16 protein-coding genes and 1 pseudogene are annotated in these 20029 nt (G+C 42.5%); 13 read left to right on the top strand and 4 right to left on the bottom strand.

From position 1 onward, the window contains the following. Position 1 precedes the first annotated feature (1 nt). The 4 genes and pseudogenes from MN200_RS12495 to MN200_RS12480 all read left to right on the top strand — a co-directional run bounded on the left by MN200_RS12495 (position 2) and on the right by MN200_RS12480 (position 2370). Entirely contained in the window at positions 2 to 307 is a 306-nt protein-coding gene (locus MN200_RS12495; protein WP_000122230.1) for an IS630 transposase-related protein, read from the top strand. Positions 308 to 354: 47 nt separating this feature from the next. After that, positions 355 to 849 carry an IS630 family transposase gene (locus MN200_RS12490; protein ID WP_005402037.1) on the top strand — a complete coding sequence of 165 codons (495 nt, stop codon included), beginning with the start codon at positions 355 to 357 and terminating at the stop codon, positions 847 to 849. Between the two features lie 2 nt (positions 850 to 851). Beyond that, positions 852 to 1958 (top strand): annotated as a pseudogene (locus MN200_RS12485) (RHS repeat-associated core domain-containing protein); the annotation flags it as partial. Next, the gene (locus MN200_RS12480; RefSeq protein ID WP_058870150.1) at positions 1948 to 2370 is read left to right on the top strand and encodes a hypothetical protein; all 423 of its coding nucleotides are present in this window, start codon (positions 1948 to 1950) and stop codon (positions 2368 to 2370) included. The pseudogene MN200_RS12485 and the gene MN200_RS12480, both read left to right, overlap by 11 nt. 552 nt (positions 2371 to 2922) lie before the next feature. On the opposite strand, the gene MN200_RS12475 is transcribed toward MN200_RS12480, so the two are convergent. The 3 genes from MN200_RS12475 to MN200_RS12465 all read right to left on the bottom strand — a co-directional run bounded on the left by MN200_RS12475 (position 2923) and on the right by MN200_RS12465 (position 7438). Then, on the bottom strand, positions 2923 to 4206 hold the full coding sequence (locus MN200_RS12475; RefSeq protein ID WP_058870148.1) for a ribonucleotide-diphosphate reductase subunit beta: 1284 nt from the start codon (positions 4204 to 4206) through the stop codon (positions 2923 to 2925). Positions 4207 to 4343: 137 nt separating this feature from the next. Beyond that, positions 4344 to 4481, bottom strand: coding sequence for a hypothetical protein (locus MN200_RS12470; protein WP_004695369.1), 138 nt, complete (start codon positions 4479 to 4481; stop codon positions 4344 to 4346). A 125-nt stretch (positions 4482 to 4606) separates the two neighbouring features. Continuing rightward, positions 4607 to 7438: a ribonucleoside-diphosphate reductase subunit alpha gene (locus MN200_RS12465; RefSeq protein ID WP_004695373.1), complete on the bottom strand. Its 2832-nt coding sequence runs from the start codon at positions 7436 to 7438 to the stop codon at positions 4607 to 4609. Positions 7439 to 8033: 595 nt separating this feature from the next. Here MN200_RS12465 and bfmR point away from each other — a divergent pair. Both bfmR and bfmS read left to right on the top strand, forming a co-directional pair. After that, a complete protein-coding gene (gene bfmR / locus MN200_RS12460; RefSeq protein ID WP_004695375.1) occupies positions 8034 to 8750 on the top strand; it encodes a response regulator transcription factor BfmR in 717 nt (238 codons plus the stop codon). A 36-nt stretch (positions 8751 to 8786) separates the two neighbouring features. Next, positions 8787 to 10451: a sensor histidine kinase BfmS gene (gene bfmS / locus MN200_RS12455; RefSeq protein ID WP_058870147.1), complete on the top strand. Its 1665-nt coding sequence runs from the start codon at positions 8787 to 8789 to the stop codon at positions 10449 to 10451. A gap of 49 nt (positions 10452 to 10500) precedes the next feature. Here the strand turns inward: bfmS and MN200_RS12450 are convergent, their stop codons facing one another. After that, complete coding sequence (locus tag MN200_RS12450) at positions 10501 to 10857, bottom strand: hypothetical protein (RefSeq protein WP_004695379.1); 357 nt, start codon at positions 10855 to 10857, stop codon at positions 10501 to 10503. Between the two features lie 491 nt (positions 10858 to 11348). Here MN200_RS12450 and MN200_RS12445 point away from each other — a divergent pair, with 491 nt between their 5' ends. From MN200_RS12445 to nuoH, 7 genes are all read left to right on the top strand, one after another. Then, positions 11349 to 11897 carry an NADH-quinone oxidoreductase subunit A gene (locus tag MN200_RS12445; protein WP_004695380.1) on the top strand — a complete coding sequence of 183 codons (549 nt, stop codon included), beginning with the start codon at positions 11349 to 11351 and terminating at the stop codon, positions 11895 to 11897. Positions 11898 to 11903: 6 nt separating this feature from the next. Further along, positions 11904 to 12581 carry an NADH-quinone oxidoreductase subunit B gene (locus tag MN200_RS12440; RefSeq protein WP_004695382.1) on the top strand — a complete coding sequence of 226 codons (678 nt, stop codon included), beginning with the start codon at positions 11904 to 11906 and terminating at the stop codon, positions 12579 to 12581. A gap of 88 nt (positions 12582 to 12669) precedes the next feature. Further along, positions 12670 to 14457 (top strand): NADH-quinone oxidoreductase subunit C/D, encoded by a 1788-nt coding sequence (gene nuoC, locus MN200_RS12435; RefSeq protein ID WP_078389993.1) that lies wholly within the window; start codon positions 12670 to 12672, stop codon positions 14455 to 14457. A 14-nt stretch (positions 14458 to 14471) separates the two neighbouring features. Then, a complete protein-coding gene (gene nuoE, locus MN200_RS12430) occupies positions 14472 to 14981 on the top strand; it encodes an NADH-quinone oxidoreductase subunit NuoE (RefSeq protein WP_004982912.1) in 510 nt (169 codons plus the stop codon). Then, on the top strand, positions 14978 to 16309 hold the full coding sequence (gene nuoF / locus MN200_RS12425) for an NADH-quinone oxidoreductase subunit NuoF (protein WP_178928348.1): 1332 nt from the start codon (positions 14978 to 14980) through the stop codon (positions 16307 to 16309). The genes nuoE and nuoF overlap by 4 nt, the downstream gene beginning before the upstream one ends. Positions 16310 to 16320: 11 nt before the next feature. Beyond that, positions 16321 to 19002, top strand: a complete 2682-nt coding sequence (nuoG, locus tag MN200_RS12420) for an NADH-quinone oxidoreductase subunit NuoG (RefSeq protein ID WP_242759498.1) — start codon at positions 16321 to 16323, stop codon at positions 19000 to 19002. 3 nt (positions 19003 to 19005) lie between these two features. Next, positions 19006 to 20013 (top strand): NADH-quinone oxidoreductase subunit NuoH, encoded by a 1008-nt coding sequence (nuoH, locus tag MN200_RS12415; protein WP_004695391.1) that lies wholly within the window; start codon positions 19006 to 19008, stop codon positions 20011 to 20013. Positions 20014 to 20029: the final 16 nt, after the last annotated feature.

Here is a 20029-nt window from a genome sequence, read left to right as displayed (position 1 = left end):
AATGAGTTATTCAGAACATTTTAGACGTAAAATTTTAGCTAAGCTTGAGGAAGGTTATTCTATTCGAGCGGTAGCTGCACAATTTGAAATTAATAAAAATACCATTGTTGAATGGAAGAAACGTATAGAGATTAAAAAAACTCGTGTACGTAAACCTTCTAAAATTAACGATGATGCTTTACGTGAAGATGTTGAAAAGTATCCTGATGCTTATCAATATGAACGTGCTGCACGTTTTAATTGTGGTGTTTCATCTATTGGTGCTGCATTAAAGCGCTTAAATATTACAGTTAAAAAAAGACGTTAAGCCATCCTAAAGCAGATACAAAGCTTAGGGATAAATTTATTCTGCAAGTGAATGAATTAGAAAAAAACCATCCGATTATTTATCTGGATGAAAGTGGTTTTAAGTCACATGATTATAGACCTCATGGCTACTCACGAAAAGGAGTACCCTGTTTATGGCAATATAATTGGCAATTAAAGAATCAGACCAATGCCATTGGAGCAATCCATGAGGGTAAGTTATTTTCAGTCGGTTTATTTGACTGCAAAATCAATTCAGATGTTTTTCATTTTTGGATTGAGCAATTCCTCATACCAGCATTACCAGAAAATAGTGTAGTGGTTATGGATAATGCAGCATTTCATAAAAGAGCAGATATTCAGGAGTTATTGGAACAACAAGGGCATAAAATTCTTTGGCTTCCTGCATACAGCCCTGATTTAAATCCTATAGAACACATGTGGGCATGGGTTAAACGTAAGCGTAAAGAATGGTTGATCGACTCAGTCGATGAGTTATTTCGAGTTTTTTTCGAATCTTGTATGAATAATAAAGTAGTTTGACTATAGCAAAAAGAAGTAAGCACCATCATACAGGTCAAGAGCTGGATTTTGTTTATGGATGGGATGGTGATACGTTAGCATATGAGTCAAATGAGTCATATACCAAGCATTATCTTTATGAAAAAGACAGCTTTATTCCCTTAATTCAAGCTGTTTATCAAACGCCTATACAGGTGCATACAACACCTGTTTGGGATGATAAATATAGTTTTACTCGTGATTTACTTTGGAAGAAGACTCAGAGTAGTCAAGGCTTTGATGATGTTTGGTTCTATCACTGTGACCATTTGGGGACTCCACACGAGATGAGTGATCTTAGTGGTCAGTTCATTTGGAAGGCACAATATAAAGCTTGGGGTGAATGTAAAGCAGAGAAAGTGAAATCAAACTTCTTTGAAAATAGTGAAATCATTTCAAATAATATTCGCTTCCAAGGGCAGTATTTTGATGAAGAAACAAGGCTTCATTATAACCGTCATCGTTACTACTCGCCTTACGTTGGGCGCTTTATTTCTAAAGATCCAATTGGGCTTTTAGGTGGGCATAATGTTTATGCTTATGCGCCGAATCCTATTGATTGGGTTGATCCGAGAGGCTTATCTGGCGGAAAAGGTTCTAAAAATGGTAGTGGAAAGGGAAGTAAAGGAGGAGTACCTCCTAAAAAGAAACCTTGCCATGGAAATCCTTGTGAAGGTAAAGATCCCTCAAAAACAGCTCGGTCATGGCAAGGATCGGCACCTTATTCTGGTGTAGATGCATATAAAAATGTAGTAGTAAAAAAAGGCACTGTTTTATATACTTTGTATCCACATGGTAGTGCTCCAGGAAATTATCTTGCTACATCACCTGATGTAATAAAGGCAGGGACTGCTAGAGGTTATAACGATGCAGTACAAGTTGCGCACAAAGGAAATTGGGATAACCCTAAAGCAAGAGATATGCGAACACAACTACATGCCTTCATTGTTACTAAAGATATGTGTATGGCTAAAGGTAGGACAGCTGCAAATCCTCATCTTGGTGCTGGAGGAGGAACTCAATATTTTATCGAAGACTCAGATAAAAAAAATCTAACTTCAACAGGTAAAATAATTAAATATGGAAAATAAATTTAATTTACAAATTATATTGGATGAAAAAATTTTAAAAATTGATAACATAATTATTGATTTGGCGAATATTCATTCTTTAAGTTTTTTGAAAAAAGAATCAATAAATGGCAAACAACACTACTTTTATAATCAACTAATTTATTTAAGTGATATGGTTGATTTGAAAGTATTTCTGAAAACAGAAAATATGATTTATATATTGTTTCAAACTCCTGAGTTTTTTGAAAAAAACTTGCTTCACTCTAAAGTTTTGAAAAGATTCATGAAGAAATATAAATTAGAGCATAGTAATTTCTATGTAGAACATCCTACTAAAGTTATTTTGAATAAAGAAAATCACAAATGGAATTTAGTCGAGTTTACTTACGATCCCAAACAAGGCGATATTTCCATGAGTTTGGAGTTTTAAAACGTAATAATAAAAATTATGCTTTCTTATTTTTGTTCAAAGTGAAGTGTGAGTTAGTATAAGTTAATGAAATTTAATTTAAATAGAATATATATCTGTGAATGTCTAAAAGAAATCATAGTAAAAGAAATAGATTTAGGAAACTCTATTAGATCTTATAATGAAATGCCTGAGTGGCCCAAGAAAGATAGTAGATTCATTTTTTTAAATAACAAACTTGCCTCAAAATCATTGGTCAATATACCTTTATGGATCTTTGTAAGCATTAATAATGACATGCATTATACTTGGTATAATGAAATATATTGCGAGAAACATCATGATTTATTGACAGCTGGTGATATGTGATTTTGAATAAAACCATTAGTTTGTATTGTAAAAAAATGAAAGTATAAAAGCACGCTACTCTGGAAATTAGTGATGACCATCAAGAATATTTGTTTTCAATAAGTATGATCAAAGAGTTACCATAATTTGTTTCTAATAGAAAAAGGCTGCAAATAGCAGCCTTTTTCTATGACAACTGATGTGTCGTTCAACGCGTGTTTTACCTTACCAGCTCAGCGCGCCGCCAGTCTGATAATCTGTCACACGTGTTTCGAAGAAGTTCTTCTCTTTGCGCAAGTCCATCATTTCAGACATCCACTGGAACGGGTTGCTCACACCAGCAAACTGCTCAGGCAAGCCCAACTGTGCTAAGCGACGGTTACAGATGAATTTCAAGTATTCTTCCATCATCGCAGCATTCATACCCAATACACCACGTGGCATAGTGTCACGCGCATATTCGATTTCAAGCATCGTACCTTCAAGAATCATTTGAACGATTTCTTCTTGGAATTCAGCAGTCCATAAGCTTGGGTTTTCGATCTTGATTTGGTTAATCATGTCGATACCAAAGTTCAAGTGCATCGACTCATCACGTAAAATGTATTGGAATTGCTCAGCAACACCATTCATCTTATTACGGCGGCCCATCGACAAGATTTGGCTGAAACCACAGTAGAAGAAGATCCCTTCAAGAACACAGTAGAACGCGATCAAGTTGCGCAGCAAAATTTGGTCGTTTTCAGGTGTACCAGTTTGGAAAGTAGGATCACTTAAAGACTGCGTATATTTCAAGCCCCAAGCTGCTTTACGTGCGACTGATGGAACTTCGCGGTACATGTTGAAGACTTCGCCTTCATCCATCCCTAAAGATTCGATACAGTATTGGTAAGCGTGAGTATGAATAGCTTCTTCAAACGCTTGACGCAAAATGTACTGACGGCATTCAGGGTTGGTAATGTGACGGTAAATCGCCAATACCAAGTTGTTTGCAACCAATGAGTCTGCTGTAGAGAAGAAACCTAATGAACGCATGACGATGGTACGCTCATCTTCGGTTAAGCCATTTTCAGACTTCCAAAGCGCGATGTCATGGTTCATGTTTACTTCTTGTGGCATCCAGTGGTTTGCGCAACCGTCTAGATATTTTTGCCAAGCCCATTCGTATTTGAACGGTACAAGTTGGTTTAAGTCCGCACGACAGTTAATCATGGCTTTGTCGTCAACTTGTACACGTTGCGCACCCATTTCTAGTTCTTCTAGACCTGGAGCAACATCTAAGCTTTCTAAGGCGTTAGATGCTCTTGCCAACGGATCGGCTGGATTTGTTGATCGGCTTCGAGGGGTTGAAGCGGGTTGTGCAGTTGCCACATTCTTCTGTGGTTGCTCTGCAGCAGATACCATCTGCGGATTAGCCGCTTTTTGCGGTTCGACGGGCGCAGACTTGTGTTCAGGTGCAGCCGGTTTTTGCGAATCATCTTCGAAATCGTCCCAACTTAGGATAGACATATCAATTCTCTCTACGTTGCTTTATATCTTTTATCGACATCCAGCAGTGCTGAGATGTCTTACTATACGCTTAATTTGTGAAAGCAAAATTAAGTTTTGCCAATCATTGTTCTAAAACTGTGCATAGAACGTGATTCTCACGACTTATTTTGCTTTCGCTTTTTGCTTTGGTTTGCTTTTACCCAAAAGTAGGCAATCGGCATATAAAACAAAACCACAAAGGAAATCACCAAGGTCGCAAGACCTAACATATAGTTATGTGTCATATGGAGCATGGTGGGTTCCTAGGTCGTCTTTAATTTTTTAATCTCCCTAAATCCCTCTTTATGAAAGAGGGACTTTCACACCTCAATAAGTTTGGTGTAATTCCCCTCCTTTTAGGAGGGGTTAGGGGAGGTGATTACTGACAAGCCTCACAGTCTGGATTGTCAATTGAACACGCCATTGGCACTGGAGCTGCTTGACCGAAGCCTTCATCTTCAGCAACCACTTCTGGTTTAACTTCCTGAGCAACTGCTGCAACAGGCGCTGCCGTTACAGTTGCAGGTTTTACTGCGTTCAATGCACCAGTGTTAATGGTTGATTTCTCAGCAGAAGTTGCACCTAAAGCTCGGAGGTAATACGTTGTTTTTAAACCACGTAACCAAGCCATTTTGTAGGTCAAGTCCAGTTTCTTACCGTTTGCACCAGAGATGTAAAGGTTTAAAGACTGCGCTTGATCGATCCATTTTTGACGACGTGATGCAGCATCCACAATCCAGCGTGGCTCAACTTCAAATGCCGTCGCGAAGATTGCTTTAAGCTCTTCAGGAATACGAGAAATCTTCTGAACTGAACCTTCAAAGTGTTTCAGATCATTCACCATCACAGAGTCCCACAGACCACGGTCTTTCAACGCACGTACTAGGTACGGGTTGATTACTGTGAATTCACCTGATAGGTTTGATTTTACATATAAGTTTTGGAATGTTGGCTCAATCGACTGAGACACACCACAAATGTTTGAAATGGTTGCAGTCGGTGCAATGGCCATCACGTTCGAGTTACGCATACCGTCTTTTTGAACTTTGGCACGTAAAGTGTCCCAGTCCAAACGTTGAGTGCGGTCAACTTCAAACATACGTTCAGGACGTGTTTTAGCAACAAGGTCTAGCGAGTCAATTGGCAGGATACCTTGATCCCACAGTGAACCTTTGAATGTCTCATAAGTACCACGTTCAACAGCCAAATCACTTGATGTTGAAATTGCGTAGTAGCTGATCACTTCCATCGATTCATCAGCAAAGTCTACTGCTGCATCAGAACCATAAGCGAGTTGCATTTCATAAAGCGCATCTTGGAAGCCCATGATACCCATACCCACTGGGCGGTGTTTCAAGTTCGAGTTTTTCGCTTGTGGCACAGCGTAGTAGTTAATGTCGATTACGTTATCGAGCATACGAACCGCTGTTTTTACTGTACGTGCAAGCTTTTCACGGTCTAACACACCACCTTGAACGTGTTGTACAAGGTTGATCGAACCTAAGTTACATACCGCAATTTCATCTTTGCTTGTGTTTAATGTGATTTCTGTACACAAGTTAGAAGAGTGAACTACGCCAACGTGTTGTTGTGGTGAACGTAAGTTACATACGTCTTTGAATGTGATCCACGGGTGACCAGTTTCAAACAACATCGACAGCATTTTGCGCCACAAATCTTTTGCACGAATTTTCTTGTGCAACATGTTTGTTTCTTTCGCAATCGCTTCGTAGTGTGCATAACGCTCAGCGAATTCTGCACCCATTAAGTCGTGTAGGTCTGGTGTTTCAGACGGCGTGAACAGTGTCCATTCAGCATCTTCAAAAACACGTTGCATAAATAAGTCAGGAACCCAGTTCGCGGTGTTCATGTCATGCGTACGGCGACGGTCATCACCCGTGTTTTTACGTAGCTCTAGGAACTCTTCGATGTCCAAGTGCCAAGTTTCAAGGTATGCACACACAGCACCTTTACGCTTACCACCTTGGTTAACTGCAACAGCAGTATCGTTTGCCACTTTAAGGAATGGAACTACACCTTGTGACTTACCGTTTGTACCTTTGATATATGAGTTCAAGGCACGAACTGGCGTCCAGTCATTACCTAAACCGCCTGCCCATTTAGATAGCATTGCGTTATCACGCATAGCGCCATAAATGTCATATAGGTCATCATCAATGGTCGTTAAATAACAGCTAGACAACTGTGGACGTAGCGTACCTGAGTTAAACAGGGTAGGCGTAGACGCCATGTAATCGAAGCTAGACAATAAGTTGTAGAACTCGATTGCACGTTCTTCACGGTTTGCTTCGTTGAGTGAAAGACCCATCGAAACACGCATAAAGAATAATTGTGGCAATTCGAAACGTACGCCATCTGAGTGGATGAAGTAACGGTCAAATAATGTTTGCAGACCTAAGTACGTAAATTGGTTTGATCGTTCTGGTTGAATCGCTGCGGCCAATTTCGCAAGGTCAAAGTTGAGAAGTTCTGGTGAAAGTAGGTCTAGCTCAATACCTTTCTTCAGGAAAGTTTCTAAAGCATCGCCTTCAGCGGTGTCTTCAGACAAGCCAAGGAAAGTTAAACCAGTTGCGACCAATTCATCACGAAGTAGGCGAGCTGTCACGTAGGTATAGTTTGGTTCTTGTTCAATACGGGTACGTGTTGCCATCATCATCGTGGTTGCGATGTCAGACGCTTTTACACCGTTGTAAAGGTTTTTAATGGTTTCATCGATGATCGCTTGAACATTGATGCCTTCTAAACCTTCAGCCGCTTTGGTTACAGTCGCTTCAAGCTTACGCATGTCAAGCGGTTGAAGCTGACCATTGGCGTCAGTGATTTGTAAGGTTGGGTGATGGTTTTCACCTGCTTGTTTACGTGCATCAGCACGTTGATCGCGGTAGATGACATACGCACGAGCAACTTTCTGTTCACCTGTACGCATCAGCGCAAGTTCAACTTGGTCTTGGATTTCTTCGATGTGAATTGTACCGCCAGAAGGTAGGCGGCGACTGAACGTATTTAATACCATCTCGGTAAGTTGAGAAATACGATCGTGGATGCGGCTTGAGTCAGCACTTTGTTGGCCTTCAACAGCCAAAAATGCCTTACCAATGGCAACAGAGATTTTTTCTGCGTCAAAGCTGGCAACATCTCCAGTGCGTTTAATCACCTGAATTTGACCAGGGGTTGAATTCGATACGCTCATGCTAGCATAGCTCCATTTTGTCATCTATTTTTATGTCTATGGACCGTTTGAACTGGGCAATTTTTATGCCACAGTGTTTGAGGTTTAAACACAAGACCTAGTGGTTTAAAAATTAATTGAACACAAGATACGGGAAAATTCAGGGTAGATCAATATTGACATTTTATTAAATATTTTGATCGATCTGGTCTCGAAAAGATCTCAAAAAGATCCCTTTTTTATGATTCTTGTATTAAGCCTTATTAGACAAGGCGATAGCATAACAAAGCTCGGTTTAAGTGCTTATAGATAACATTGTGGATAAGTTCAAAACAGACGAATGAGTGAGTTATAAACTGTTCAAACAGTGACTTGGTATGAAAAATCGCCATTTTGTAAAGAAACGTTTCTTTTGCTTTGGTTGGATATACAGCAAACGCGAGAAAGCGCTCATTTGGAGGCTAAAAAAATGTATAACAAAATGCTACTTTGATGTATCAGTTTGGTGAACAAGATCTTGTTTACAATGTAAACGTGTGTATATTGCAAAATATATCAGAGCGTATCCCTTGGATTTTAAAGGATACGTTAAGTCGTCAAAATAAAGGGGCACTCCATGAGCCAAGAAGAAAAGTTACCAAAAATTTTAATCGTAGAAGACGATGAGCGCCTAGCTCGCTTAACTCAAGAGTACCTGATCCGTAATGGTCTTGAGGTTGGGGTAGAACCCGATGGTAACCGTGCCATTCGCCGTATTATTGCAGAACAACCCGATATGGTGGTGTTGGATGTGATGCTTCCAGGTGCAGATGGTTTAACCATTTGCCGTGAAGTTCGTCCACATTATCACCAACCGATTTTGATGTTGACTGCACGTACCGAAGATATGGATCAAGTGCTTGGTCTAGAAATGGGTGCAGATGACTATGTGGCAAAACCAGTTCAGCCACGTGTTTTACTTGCACGTATTCGTGCTTTATTACGTCGTACTGACAAAGCGCCTGAAGATGAAGTTGCACAGCGTATTGAATTTGATGATCTGGTGATCGATAACGGTGGTCGTTCAGTGACTTTAAATGGTGAGCTGGTTGACTTTACCAGCGCTGAATATGACTTATTGTGGTTGCTGGCTTCAAATGCAGGCCGCATTCTTTCTCGCGAAGACATTTTCGAACGCTTACGTGGCATCGAATATGACGGTCAAGACCGTTCAATTGATGTGCGTATTTCGCGTATTCGTCCAAAAATTGGTGATGATCCTGAAAATCCAAAACGTATTAAAACGGTACGTAGTAAAGGCTACTTATTTGTAAAAGAAACCAATGGTCTTTAAGCCGTTTATTTGATTCGTTAAAACGGGACATTTTTAGTGTTCAAACACAGTATATTCTTGCGTATCTATGCTGGGCTGGTAGTGCTGGTCGCTATTGTTGCCCTCATGGGGTATTTGCTTGTACAAATTATTAACTATCAGCGAGTGCAAGAATATCGAGAGTCTTTGACGGACGGGATTTCCTTTATTATTAGTGAAGGTGTATCCCGTCAGACCAATGCACAGCAAAAAGCAGACTGGATTTCAGATGCTTCAGATTTGCTTGAACTGCCGATTAATATGATCCCTGCCAATAAGGTTGATTTGAGTCGTGCAGAGTTAAAACGGATCAGTGAGCGTAAAGCCGCTGTGCGTTATGATGCGCAAACACAAGTGGCGTACCTGATCATTGGTCTAAAAGATGATCCGAATCATTTACTGTATATTAAAGTAGATAAAATTGGTGAGCTGCAAATGAAAGCACTCCCGATTTTTATCCTAGATTATTTGGTGTATTACCCAGGCCAAGAAGAAGAGTATTTGGAAAAAGTACAGAAACATTTCTCTTATCCTGTACAAATTGAAGAAGTACAAAATCTGGCTTTAGAGTCGGAGCAGATTGGTCGTTTGCGTTTAGATCATAGCGTCATCTTATATCGTGATAGTGCTTCTGTTCGTGGCACCACCATTTCTATTGTGTCTCCACCTTTACCAAGTTCACCGAGCAAGGTTTTGGTATTGGGGCCTGTGCCTATTTTCAACTGGATGCCGTTTCAGCTCGCAGCAGGGATTACCTTGTTGAGCCTGTTTGTGCTGAGTTTGGGGGTGTATGGCTTGCTTGTACCGATGCAGCGTAAACTGCGCGAGGTCAATTACGGTTTAAACCGTATGAAAGCGGGTGACATGACCCTACGTTTGCCTGTCGATGGCACGGATGAAATGGCCAGTCTAGCCAATAGTTATAACAGCATGTCAGATCATATTCAACGACTCATCGAGGCGCAGCGTGAGCTGATGCGTGCGGTATCCCATGAGCTGCGTACGCCTGTTGCTCGGATTCGTTTTGGTATGGAAATGTTGGCTGAAGAAGATGATTATGAATATCGTCTTCAACAAGTCGATATGATTGATAAAGACATTGAGGCTTTAAATACCTTAATTGATGAAATCATGACCTATGCCAAGTTAGAGCAGGGCACACCATCACTGGATATTGAAAACATTGTATTGTTTGAAGTCTTAGATCAGGTGGTGGTTGAGACGGAAGCACTAAAAACCCAGAAAGAAATTCATTTAAATGCCCCTCCTTTAACCTTAAAAGTTGAAGCTGAGCGTCGTTATTTACACCGTGTGGTGCAGAACTTGGTTGGTAATGCGGTTCGTTATGGCGACCATCAGGTGCTGGTCAGTGGTGGTATTAATGACAGCGGTATGGCCTATGTTTGTGTTGAAGATGACGGGCCCGGTATTCCAGAAGACGAGCGAGAGCGCGTTTTTGAAGCCTTTGCACGTTTGGATGATAGCCGGACTCGAGCATCGGGTGGCTATGGTTTAGGTTTGTCGATTGTGAGCCGAATTGCCTATTGGTTTGGTGGTAGCGTTAAAGTGGATCAAAGCCCAAGTCTCGGTGGTGCACGTTTTACTATGACATGGCCGGCACACCGCTTTAGTAAGTCTAAAAAGAAATATAGTGTCAAAGATAGTACAGACTCAAAAAGCTAAGCATTAAAAAAGCACCGAAATTCGGTGCTTTTTTATTTTCAATGTTGACTTATTCTTGGATGCTGGCATCGGGAGAAATAATCTGCTTGCCTTGTTTTAGGCTTTCAAGCGCATCTGCATTAAAGTCAATCAATAAAGAGTTGTTTTGCGTATCTATGCCATAACGGCTAATGAGCTTTTGATCACCATTAATCGTTTCAATTTTATATTCATCCACAATATTCATAATGCCATCAAGGTTGGTGGTGGCTGAAGCTTTGTCTTGGCGAAAAAGTTCATAAATGTCGCGTAAATCAAAGATGGCATTATTGGCATCAGGGTGTTTACGAACATAAGTTTCAACATGGCGAATAAGCAACTGGGCAAATAAAAAATAGTTAGGTTTATGGGTGAATTCCAGACTCATGTGGTGCTCCTTATTCTTTGTTGTTGGTTGTCTATATCAATAGCACAAGAAAAAGCCAAGTGCATTAATTGATTGGAGTGATTTGCAAAAAAATACAAAAAATATGAGTGACTTAATCTACTTTTGTACTTTTAAAATAAGCAAAATGCTGCGGTTGCTGAGCTGAGTTTTTTAAACCGCTGATTGTGTGATTGTTATTGGAATGAGGCTGAAAAATGCTTTATAGGCTTTGTTTGAATGTCAAAATTTGGAAAAATAATAGAATAGTAGTGTTTTATTAGATAAAGCGATTGGTTTCGAAATAAAAGGGCTTTCATCGAAAAAATCTCAAAAAACGAAGAGAAATCATCCTAAAGACGAAGGTCTATAAGCTAGCAACTTACGTCAGCAATCGGGTACAATTGGCGGGATTAATTTTGTGTTTGGTGTATTTGAAGGCCAATACATGCATTCTTTGTTAATAAATTAGGCCTGCCAGGAGTTATCCCCGCATGAGTGCCATTACTCCATACGAATGGGCAATTATTGCCTTCGTGATCGGCGTTACATTTCTTTGCGTCTTTATGCTCACTGTCCCATTACTCCTTGGGGGTAAGTCATGGGGCCGTGCAAAGCAAGAGCAATTTGAATCAGGTGTGGTTGGTGCTGGTGGCGCACGTATCCGCCTGTCAGCAAAGTTCTATTTGGTTGCAATCTTCTTCGTCGTATTCGACTTAGAGGCGCTTTACCTTTACGCATGGGCTACATCGGTTCGTGAAGTGGGTTGGGTGGGTTTCACCACTGCAGCAGTATTTATTTTAGTTTTACTCGTTGGTTTGGTTTATGAGTTGTCTACTGGTGCGCTTAACTGGTCGCCTTCTGACAAACGTAAAGCAGCAGGGATTAAACCTAAAGTTGGTTCTCCAAATATGAATCTTGCAGAAATCACTCGCTTTAATTCAATTGAAGAGTTGGTTATGGACCCTACAGGTCAAATCCCAGCTCAATCATCTGGTCGTGTGAAAGATAAGTCACCGGCTAAATCGTCTGATAAGGAGTAACTCGGGATGAAATATACATTAACCCGTGCGAATCCGGATGCTGATCAATATCCACTTCAAGAGCGTCAAATCGTAACGGATCCGCTTGAAGAAGAAGTGAATAAAAATGTGTTCATGACTCGTTTAGAGGATGTGGCACATACAGCAGTGAACTGGGGTCGTAAGAACTCAGTTTGGCCGTTTAACTTTGGTACATCTTGCTGCTACGTAGAGTATGCAACGACTTTAACAGGCGTGCATGACTTGTCGCGTTTCGGTGCCGAAGTAATCCGTGCTTCACCTCGTCAGGCTGACTTGATGATTGTTGCAGGTACATGTTTCGTCAAAATGGCTCCAGTTATTCAACGTTTATATGAACAAATGTTGGAACCGAAGTGGGTTATTTCAATGGGCGCATGTGCAAACTCTGGCGGTATGTACGATATTTATTCAGTTGTACAAGGTGTGGATAAAATCATCCCAGTCGATGTTTATATTCCAGGTTGCCCACCCCGTCCAGAAGCATTAATCCAAGCATTAATGTTGTTACAAGACCAAATTCAATTAGAGCGCCGTCCACTTTCTGCCGTGATTGGTGATGATCTTAAGCCAGTGTATAAGCCAAAGATGATGCCAGAACGTGATCGTAAGAATGCTGAACGTATTGCAGTGAAAAACTTACGCTCTATGGATGAAATTAAATAATTTAAACGACAGTTGTTTTGATGCACCCGGTCTGGGTGTAGTTGTCGTTTAGGTTGAATGAATTTGTATTAAATAGGAAGCCAAGCCAATGGCTGAAACTGAAAACGCTATGCCAGAGTCAGCGCAAGTTGATTCACGCCCAGCATTTGCAATTGTAGAAGAGCTCAAAACCAAATTTGGCGAGAACTTCTATGTGCAAACGACTTTTGAAGACTTTCCAACAGTCTGGGTTGAGCGCGCGCGCGTACAAGAAGTTTTAATGTTCTTGCGTACAGTGTCACGTCCATACGTGATGTTGTTTGACTTGTCTGCGGTAGATGAACGTTTACGTACACACCGCGACGGTTTGCCTGCGTCTGACTTTACTGTGTTCTATCACTTATTATCGCTTGAGCGTAATAGTGATATTCGTATCAAAGTTGCATTGAATGAAAATGATGTAAATCTTCCAACTGCAACCAATATTTGGCCAAATGCCAACTGGTACGAACGTGAAGCTTACGATATGTTCGGGATCAATTTCGAAGGGCATCCAATGCTCCGTCGTATTTTGTTGCCAACCTATTGGGAAGGTCACCCACTTCGTAAAGAATACTCTGCACGTGCCACTGAATATACACCGTATATGCAGAACCAAGCGAAGCAGGATTACGAACAGGAACACCTTCGTTTCGTACCTGAAGATTGGGGTATGAAGCGCGGTAATGACGACGAAGACTTCATGTTCTTGAACTTAGGTCCGAACCACCCATCTGCGCACGGTGCTTTCCGTGTAATCTTGCAGTTGGATGGTGAAGAAGTGAAAGACTGTGTGCCTGATATCGGCTATCACCACCGTGGTGTGGAAAAGATGGCTGAACGTCAAACTTGGCATTCATTCATTCCTTATACCGACCGTGTCGACTACTTGGGTGGTTGTGCGCAAAACATGCCTTATGTGATGGGTGTGGAGCAAATGGCGGGTATTACTGTACCTGACCGTGCGCAATGTATCCGTGTCATGATGTCTGAATTGTTCCGTATCAATAACCACTTATTGTATATCGGTACTGCGATTCAAGATGCCGGCGGTATGACACCAGTCTTCTACATGTTTGCGGATCGTCAAAAAATCTATGACGCGATTGAAGCGATCACGGGTTATCGTATGCACCCAGCATGGTTCCGTATTGGTGGTACAGCGCATGACTTGCCAAACAACTGGCAGCATCTGATTCGTGAAATCCTAGATTGGATGCCGAAGCGTATGAACGAATACTACACAGCAGCGCTTAAAAACTCTGTATTTGTAGGTCGTACGCGTAACGTAGCTCAATATGACGCGAAATCTGCGTTAGCTTGGGGTGTAACTGGTACAGGTCTACGTGCAACAGGTATTGACTTCGACGTTCGTAAATATCGCCCATACAGTGGCTATGAAAACTACGACTTCGATGTGCCACTTGAGTACGAAGGCGATGCGTATGCACGTGTTCTTGTTCACTTCCGTGAAATTGAAGAATCACTCAAAATCGTGAAGCAATGTTTAGACAACATGCCTTCTGGTGCATACAAAGCAGATCATCCATTGGCTGTTCCACCACCAAAAGACAAGACTTTACAAGATATTGAAACCTTGATTACGCATTTCTTAAGCGTATCTTGGGGTCCTGTAATGCCTGCAGGTGAAGCATCTGTAATGGCGGAAGTGGTCAAAGGTGCGTCGAACTACTACTTGACTTCAGACAAGTCAACCATGAGTTATCGTACCCGTATTCGTACACCGACCTTCACGCATTTACAGCAAATGCCTTCTGTGATTAACGGCAGTCTGGTATCTGACTTGATCATTTATTTAGCGACAATTGACGTCGTTATGGCTGACGTGGATCGCTAAGGGGTAAACGCATTATGATGATTTTGACTGATAAAAAGCCACGCGTGAATGTTGAAGGGATTTTGACTGCGGACGAAATCCACGAAATTGAACATCACATTGGTCACTATCCGTACCCACGTGCAGCATCTTTGGATGCTTTGAAGTGTGTACAACGCCGTAATGGCTGGGTAGATGACGCGCAGCTAAACGCCATTGCTCAGTTATTGACAATCAGTGTTGCTGATTTGGAAGGTGTTGCAACTTTCTACAACCGTATTTACCGTCAACCCGTGGGTCGTAACGTCATTTTACTTTGTGACTCGATTGCATGTTTCTTGATGGGTGCGGAAACTTTAGCAGAAGCTTTTCAGCGCGAGTTAGGCATTCAGTTTGGTCAAACGACTGCTGATGGTCGTTTTACTTTGCTGCCGATTTGCTGCTTAGGTAACTGTGACAAAGGCCCAACCTTAATGGTGAATGAAGACACTCACGGTTTGGTTGAAGTTTCTTCAGTGAAACAGTTATTGGAGAAGTATGTATGAATACCGAACCAAAACCAATTTATGGCGAAGGTAACCCAGAAACGCATCCATTAACTTGGCGTTTGAGTAAGCAAGAGCACGTTCGTAATGCAGATGATTACGAAGCGCTTGAAGGTTACGCGGGTCTGAAAAAAGCAATCACCATGCCGCCGAAAGATGTGCTTGAAGTGATTAAAGCTGCGACCGTAAAAGGCCGTGGTGGTGCGGGCTTCCCAGCAGGGATCAAATGGTCTTTGATGGCGCCAAATGACAACTCAGGGCCACGTTACCTGATTTGTAATGCCGATGAGATGGAACCAGGGACCTTTAAAGACCGTTTGTTGATGGAAAAACTTCCTCACCAATTGATCGAAGGGATGTTGATTGCAGCGTATACGCTAGAAGCAACTCATGGTTATATCTTCATTCGTGGTGAGTACATTGAAGCAGCTGCTTACTTAAATGAAGCGCTTGAGCAAGTTCGTGCCAAAGGCTACTTGGGTGAAAACATCCTTGGAACTGGCTGGAGCTTCGAGTTGCATGTGCACACGGGTGCGGGTCGTTATATCTGTGGTGAAGAAACTGCATTAATCAACTCGCTTGAAGGTCGCCGTGCAAACCCACGTACGAAACCGCCATTCCCACAAGTTGCAGGTGCTTGGGGTCGTCCTACCATTGTCAACAACGTAGAGACCTACAACAACTTACCAGCAATCATGTTGCGTGGCCCTGAATGGTATATCGGCTTATCTGCGGGTAAGTCAAAAGATCCAGGCACAAAAATTTATGGTGCATCTGGCAAGGTGAAATTCCCTGGTCTTTGGGAGCTTCCATTTGGTACAACTGCGCGTGAAGTAATTGAAGACTATGCGGGCGGTATGCGTGATGGCTTGAAGCTTAAAGCATGGTTACCGGGTGGTGCGTCTACAGACTTCTTGGCTGCTGAACACATTGATCTACCGATGGATGCTGAGAGCATCATGAAAGCAGGTTCACGTTTAGGTACGTGTTTGCTGATGGTGGTTGATGAAACGCAATGTATGGTTTCAGCGACTCGTAACTTAGAAGAATTCTTTGCACGTGAGTCATGTGGTTTCTGTACGCCTTGTCGTGATGGTTTACCGTGGGCGGTGAAAGCACTGAAAGCATTGGAAGATGGTACAGGTAAGAAAGAAGATATCGATCACTTACAAGAACTTACTCGTAAGCTTTGGATTGGTAAGACTTTCTGTGCGCATGCTCCAGGTGCAATGGAACCGTTGATGGGTGCACTCAAATATTTCCGTGGCGAGTTTGAAGCAAAAGTAGTGAATGCTGCTGCGCAAACTAGCAACGTAGAACAAGCTTAAGGAATTCGACTATGGCTACAATTCATGTCGATGGCAAATCGTACGAAGTCAATGGCTCAGAGAACTTGCTGCAAGCATGTTTGTCTTTGGGTATTGATATCCCGTACTTTTGTTGGCATCCATCCTTAGGTTCTGTCGGTTCTTGCCGTCAATGTGCCGTGACTCAATACGCGAATCCTGAAGATACGCGTGGCCGTTTAGTCATGTCATGTATGACGCCTGCATCTGACAATACCTACATCTCGATTGAAGACAAAGAAGCGAAAGACTTCCGTGCGTCAATTGTTGAGTTCTTGATGACGAATCACCCACACGACTGTCCAGTCTGTGAAGAGGGTGGTCACTGTCATTTACAAGATATGACCGTGATGACTCAACACGACCGTCGTCGTTACCGTTTCACTAAACGTACGCACTACAACCAAGAGCTAGGCTCATTCATTTCACACGAAATGAACCGCTGTATCGCATGTTACCGTTGTGTTCGTTACTACAACGACTATGCGGGTGGTACAGACTTTGGTGTGTATGCAAGCGCGTCACGTGTTTACTTTGGTCGTCCTGAGTCAGGCACTTTAGAGTCTGAATTCTCAGGTAACTTGACTGAAGTATGTCCTACAGGTGTATTCACCGACAAAACTCACTCAGAACGTTATAACCGTAAGTGGGACATGCAGTATGCGCCAAGCGTATGCCAAGGCTGTTCTTCGGGTTGTAACATTTCTCCGGGTGAGCGTTATGGCGAACTTCGTCGTGTCGAAAACCGTTTTAACGGTGAAGTGAACCAATACTTCTTGTGTGACAAAGGTCGTTTTGGTACAGGTTATGTGAACCGTGCAGATCGTCCACGTCAACCGCAGTTCCGTGATGGTGCTGAAGCAACTACAGTTTCTGTAGATCAGGCATTAGATACCGTGATTGCAAATATCCAAGGCAAAAAAGTCTTAGGTATTGGTTCTCCACGCGCATCACTTGAGTCGAACTTCGCGCTTCGCGAATTAGTCGGTCAAGAGAACTATTCAACTGGTATGTCTCAAAAAGAGCAAAACTTGGTTGAATTGGCTGCATCGATTATGCAAACCGAAGGTGTCTATAACCCAGGTATGCGTGAAATCGAAAGCTATGATGCTGTGCTCATTTTGGGTGAAGACTTAACGCAAACTGCACCACGTATGGCGTTGTCTGTTCGTCAAGCGGCGAAAAACAAAGCCAAAGAAATGGCTGCGGAACGTCGTACCCAAGACTGGTTAGCAGAACCGCTACAACGTATTGCTCAAGATGCGAAATCACCGATTTTCATCCTCGCTGCAACACAAACACGCTTAGCTGATGTTGCTGCTGGTGAAGTGGTTGCTTCTCCAAACGACATTGCTCGTTTAGGTTTTGCCGTTGCTGCTGCTGTGAAAGGTGATGCAATTCTTGGTTTGGCGGATGATGCGAAAGCATTTGCTCAGAACATTGCAGATACACTGAAAGCGGCGAAGAAACCACTGATCATTTCAGGTACAAGTTTACAAGATGCCTCCATCATGGAAGCTGCTGCACAAGTTGCGCAAAACCTTGGTGGAAATGCTGGCTTAAGCTTGACGGTTCCTGAAGTGAACTCTATGGGCTTAGCAATCTTCGGTGGTCAAAGCTTAGAACAAGCGTTTGCGCAAGACTATGACACGGTTGTGATCGTTGAAAATGATCTATTCCGTCGTTTGCCAGCGGTACAAGTTGAAGCAGCACTTTCTGGTAAAGACGTGATTGTTTTAGATCACTCTGAAACTGAAACTGTGAAGAAAGCGGATATCGTACTTTCTGCTGCGTCATTTGCTGAAGGCGATGGTACGGTTGTCTCTCAAGAAGGCCGTGCACAACGTTTCTACCAAGTGTATGACCCGAGCTACTACAAACCTGAACTGGCGATTAAAGAATCTTGGCGCTGGTTACATGCCATTGAAACCGGCGTGAAGGGCAAAGCGATTTCTTGGACCTTACTTGATGACGTGATTGAGTCAGTTGCGAAAAACGTACCTGCACTTGCTGCGATTCAAGATGTGGCTCCAGATGCGGGCTTCCGTGTCCATGGTTTGAAAGTTGCGCGTGAACCGCGTCGTTACTCTGGTCGTACCTCTATGCGTGCACCATTGAACGTGCATGAACCGAAACAACCGACAGATATCGACTCTGCATTAACATTCTCTATGGAAGGTTATGTTGGGAACCAGACTCCGTCTCCACTGGTACCATTTGCATGGTCAGCAGGTTGGAACTCACCGCAAGCTTGGAATAAATTCCAAGATAACGTGGGTGGTCACTTAAAAGGTGGTGATTCGGGTGTGCGTTTATTCGATCGTTTATCGAAGCGCCCAGCACGTACTTTCGTTGCTCCAGCAGTTATCGTTGCAAACCCTGAAAGCTTCCGTTTAGTGCCGATGCATCACATTTTTGCTTCTGGTGAATTTACTGTGAAAACACCTGCGATGGAATCGCGTATTCCTGAAGCGGTCTTTGCAGTGGGTGAGCAAGATGCAACTCGTTTGAATGTTCAAGATGGTCAAAAAATCACTGTGAAATCAGGTGAGACTTCGATCGTACTTCCAGTTCAAGTGATTGATTATTTACCTACAGGTTATATTGGTTATCCAGTTGGTCTTGCACCTACGGTTTCACTTGCTGAGCCTGTATCAGTCGCGGTAGGAGCGTAATTCATGCAACAAGAATTAATCCGTCAAACGCCGCTTTGGGCTGAGAACTGGCCAATTGCCTACTCAGTCATTCAAGCGATTGTGATTTTACTCGTTGTAGTACTCATCGCTGCGTTGATGTCTTTTATTGAGCGTCGTTTACTGGGCTTATGGCAAGACCGTTATGGTCCGAACCGTGTAGGTCCTGGGGGAATGTTCCAGATCGTTGCTGACATGTTGAAAATCATGTTCAAAGAAGACTGGACACCAAAGTTTGCTGACAAATTGACTTTCCGTTTAGCTCCTGCTGTTGCCATGGCAACAGCGGTGATGTCGTTCATGGTTATTCCTGTATCACCATACTTAGGTGTTGCAGACATGAGCATCGGTCTATTGTTCTTTATGGCAATGGCAGGTATTGCAGTCTATGCAGTATTGTTTGGTGGTTGGTCATCAAACAACAAATATGCATTGCTTGGTGGTCTACGTTCTGCAGCTCAAACCATTTCGTATGAAGTGTTCTTGGGTATTTCATTGATGGGTGTGGTTGCAATTGCAGGCTCATTCAACATGCGTGAAATTGTAGAAGCACAAAAAGATGTATGGTTTGTCATCCCACAGTTCTTAGGTTTCTTAATCTTCGTGGTTGCAGGTGTTGCGGTCACTCACCGTCACCCATTTGACCAACCAGAAGCAGAACAAGAATTGGCGGAAGGTTACCACGTCGAGTACGGCGGTATGAAATGGGGGATGTTCTTCGTTGCGGAATACGTCAACGTAGTTCTGATCTCTGCATTGATCGTAACGCTATTCTTCGGTGGTTGGTTAGCGCCATTTAACATCGATATTCCGTTCATTCCACCAGTATTCTGGTTCATTATCAAAACAGCATTCTTTGTGATGATGTTTGTCTTGGCTCGTGGTTCACTTATGCGTCCGCGTTATGACCAAGTGATGAACTTTGGTTGGAAGATTTGCTTACCATTAGCGTTAGTTAACTTATTAGTTACTGGCGCAGTGATTCTGTGGTAAGGGCAGGGAGAATAAA

The organism is Acinetobacter sp. LUNF3 (assembly GCF_022699605.1).
In the GTDB taxonomy this organism is placed as follows: Bacteria; Pseudomonadota; Gammaproteobacteria; order Pseudomonadales; family Moraxellaceae; genus Acinetobacter; species Acinetobacter johnsonii.
This window is presented reverse-complemented; position numbering and strand designations above follow the sequence as displayed.

Bases quoted from the DNA above. Each gene is read 5' to 3' on its own strand.
- MN200_RS12495 (WP_000122230.1), top strand. From the start codon at position 2: ATGAGTTATTCAGAACATTTTAGACGTAAAATTTTAGCTAAGCTTGAG.
- MN200_RS12480 (WP_058870150.1), top strand. From the start codon at position 1,948: ATGGAAAATAAATTTAATTTACAAATTATATTGGATGAAAAAATTTTA.
- MN200_RS12475 (WP_058870148.1), bottom strand. From the start codon at position 4,206: ATGTCTATCCTAAGTTGGGACGATTTCGAAGATGATTCGCAAAAACCG.
- MN200_RS12470 (WP_004695369.1), bottom strand. From the start codon at position 4,481: ATGCTCCATATGACACATAACTATATGTTAGGTCTTGCGACCTTGGTG.
- MN200_RS12465 (WP_004695373.1), bottom strand. From the start codon at position 7,438: ATGAGCGTATCGAATTCAACCCCTGGTCAAATTCAGGTGATTAAACGC.
- bfmR (WP_004695375.1), top strand. From the start codon at position 8,034: ATGAGCCAAGAAGAAAAGTTACCAAAAATTTTAATCGTAGAAGACGAT.
- MN200_RS12450 (WP_004695379.1), bottom strand. From the start codon at position 10,857: ATGAGTCTGGAATTCACCCATAAACCTAACTATTTTTTATTTGCCCAG.
- MN200_RS12445 (WP_004695380.1), top strand. From the start codon at position 11,349: ATGAGTGCCATTACTCCATACGAATGGGCAATTATTGCCTTCGTGATC.
- MN200_RS12440 (WP_004695382.1), top strand. From the start codon at position 11,904: ATGAAATATACATTAACCCGTGCGAATCCGGATGCTGATCAATATCCA.
- nuoC (WP_078389993.1), top strand. From the start codon at position 12,670: ATGGCTGAAACTGAAAACGCTATGCCAGAGTCAGCGCAAGTTGATTCA.
- nuoE (WP_004982912.1), top strand. From the start codon at position 14,472: ATGATGATTTTGACTGATAAAAAGCCACGCGTGAATGTTGAAGGGATT.
- nuoF (WP_178928348.1), top strand. From the start codon at position 14,978: ATGAATACCGAACCAAAACCAATTTATGGCGAAGGTAACCCAGAAACG.
- nuoG (WP_242759498.1), top strand. From the start codon at position 16,321: ATGGCTACAATTCATGTCGATGGCAAATCGTACGAAGTCAATGGCTCA.
- nuoH (WP_004695391.1), top strand. From the start codon at position 19,006: ATGCAACAAGAATTAATCCGTCAAACGCCGCTTTGGGCTGAGAACTGG.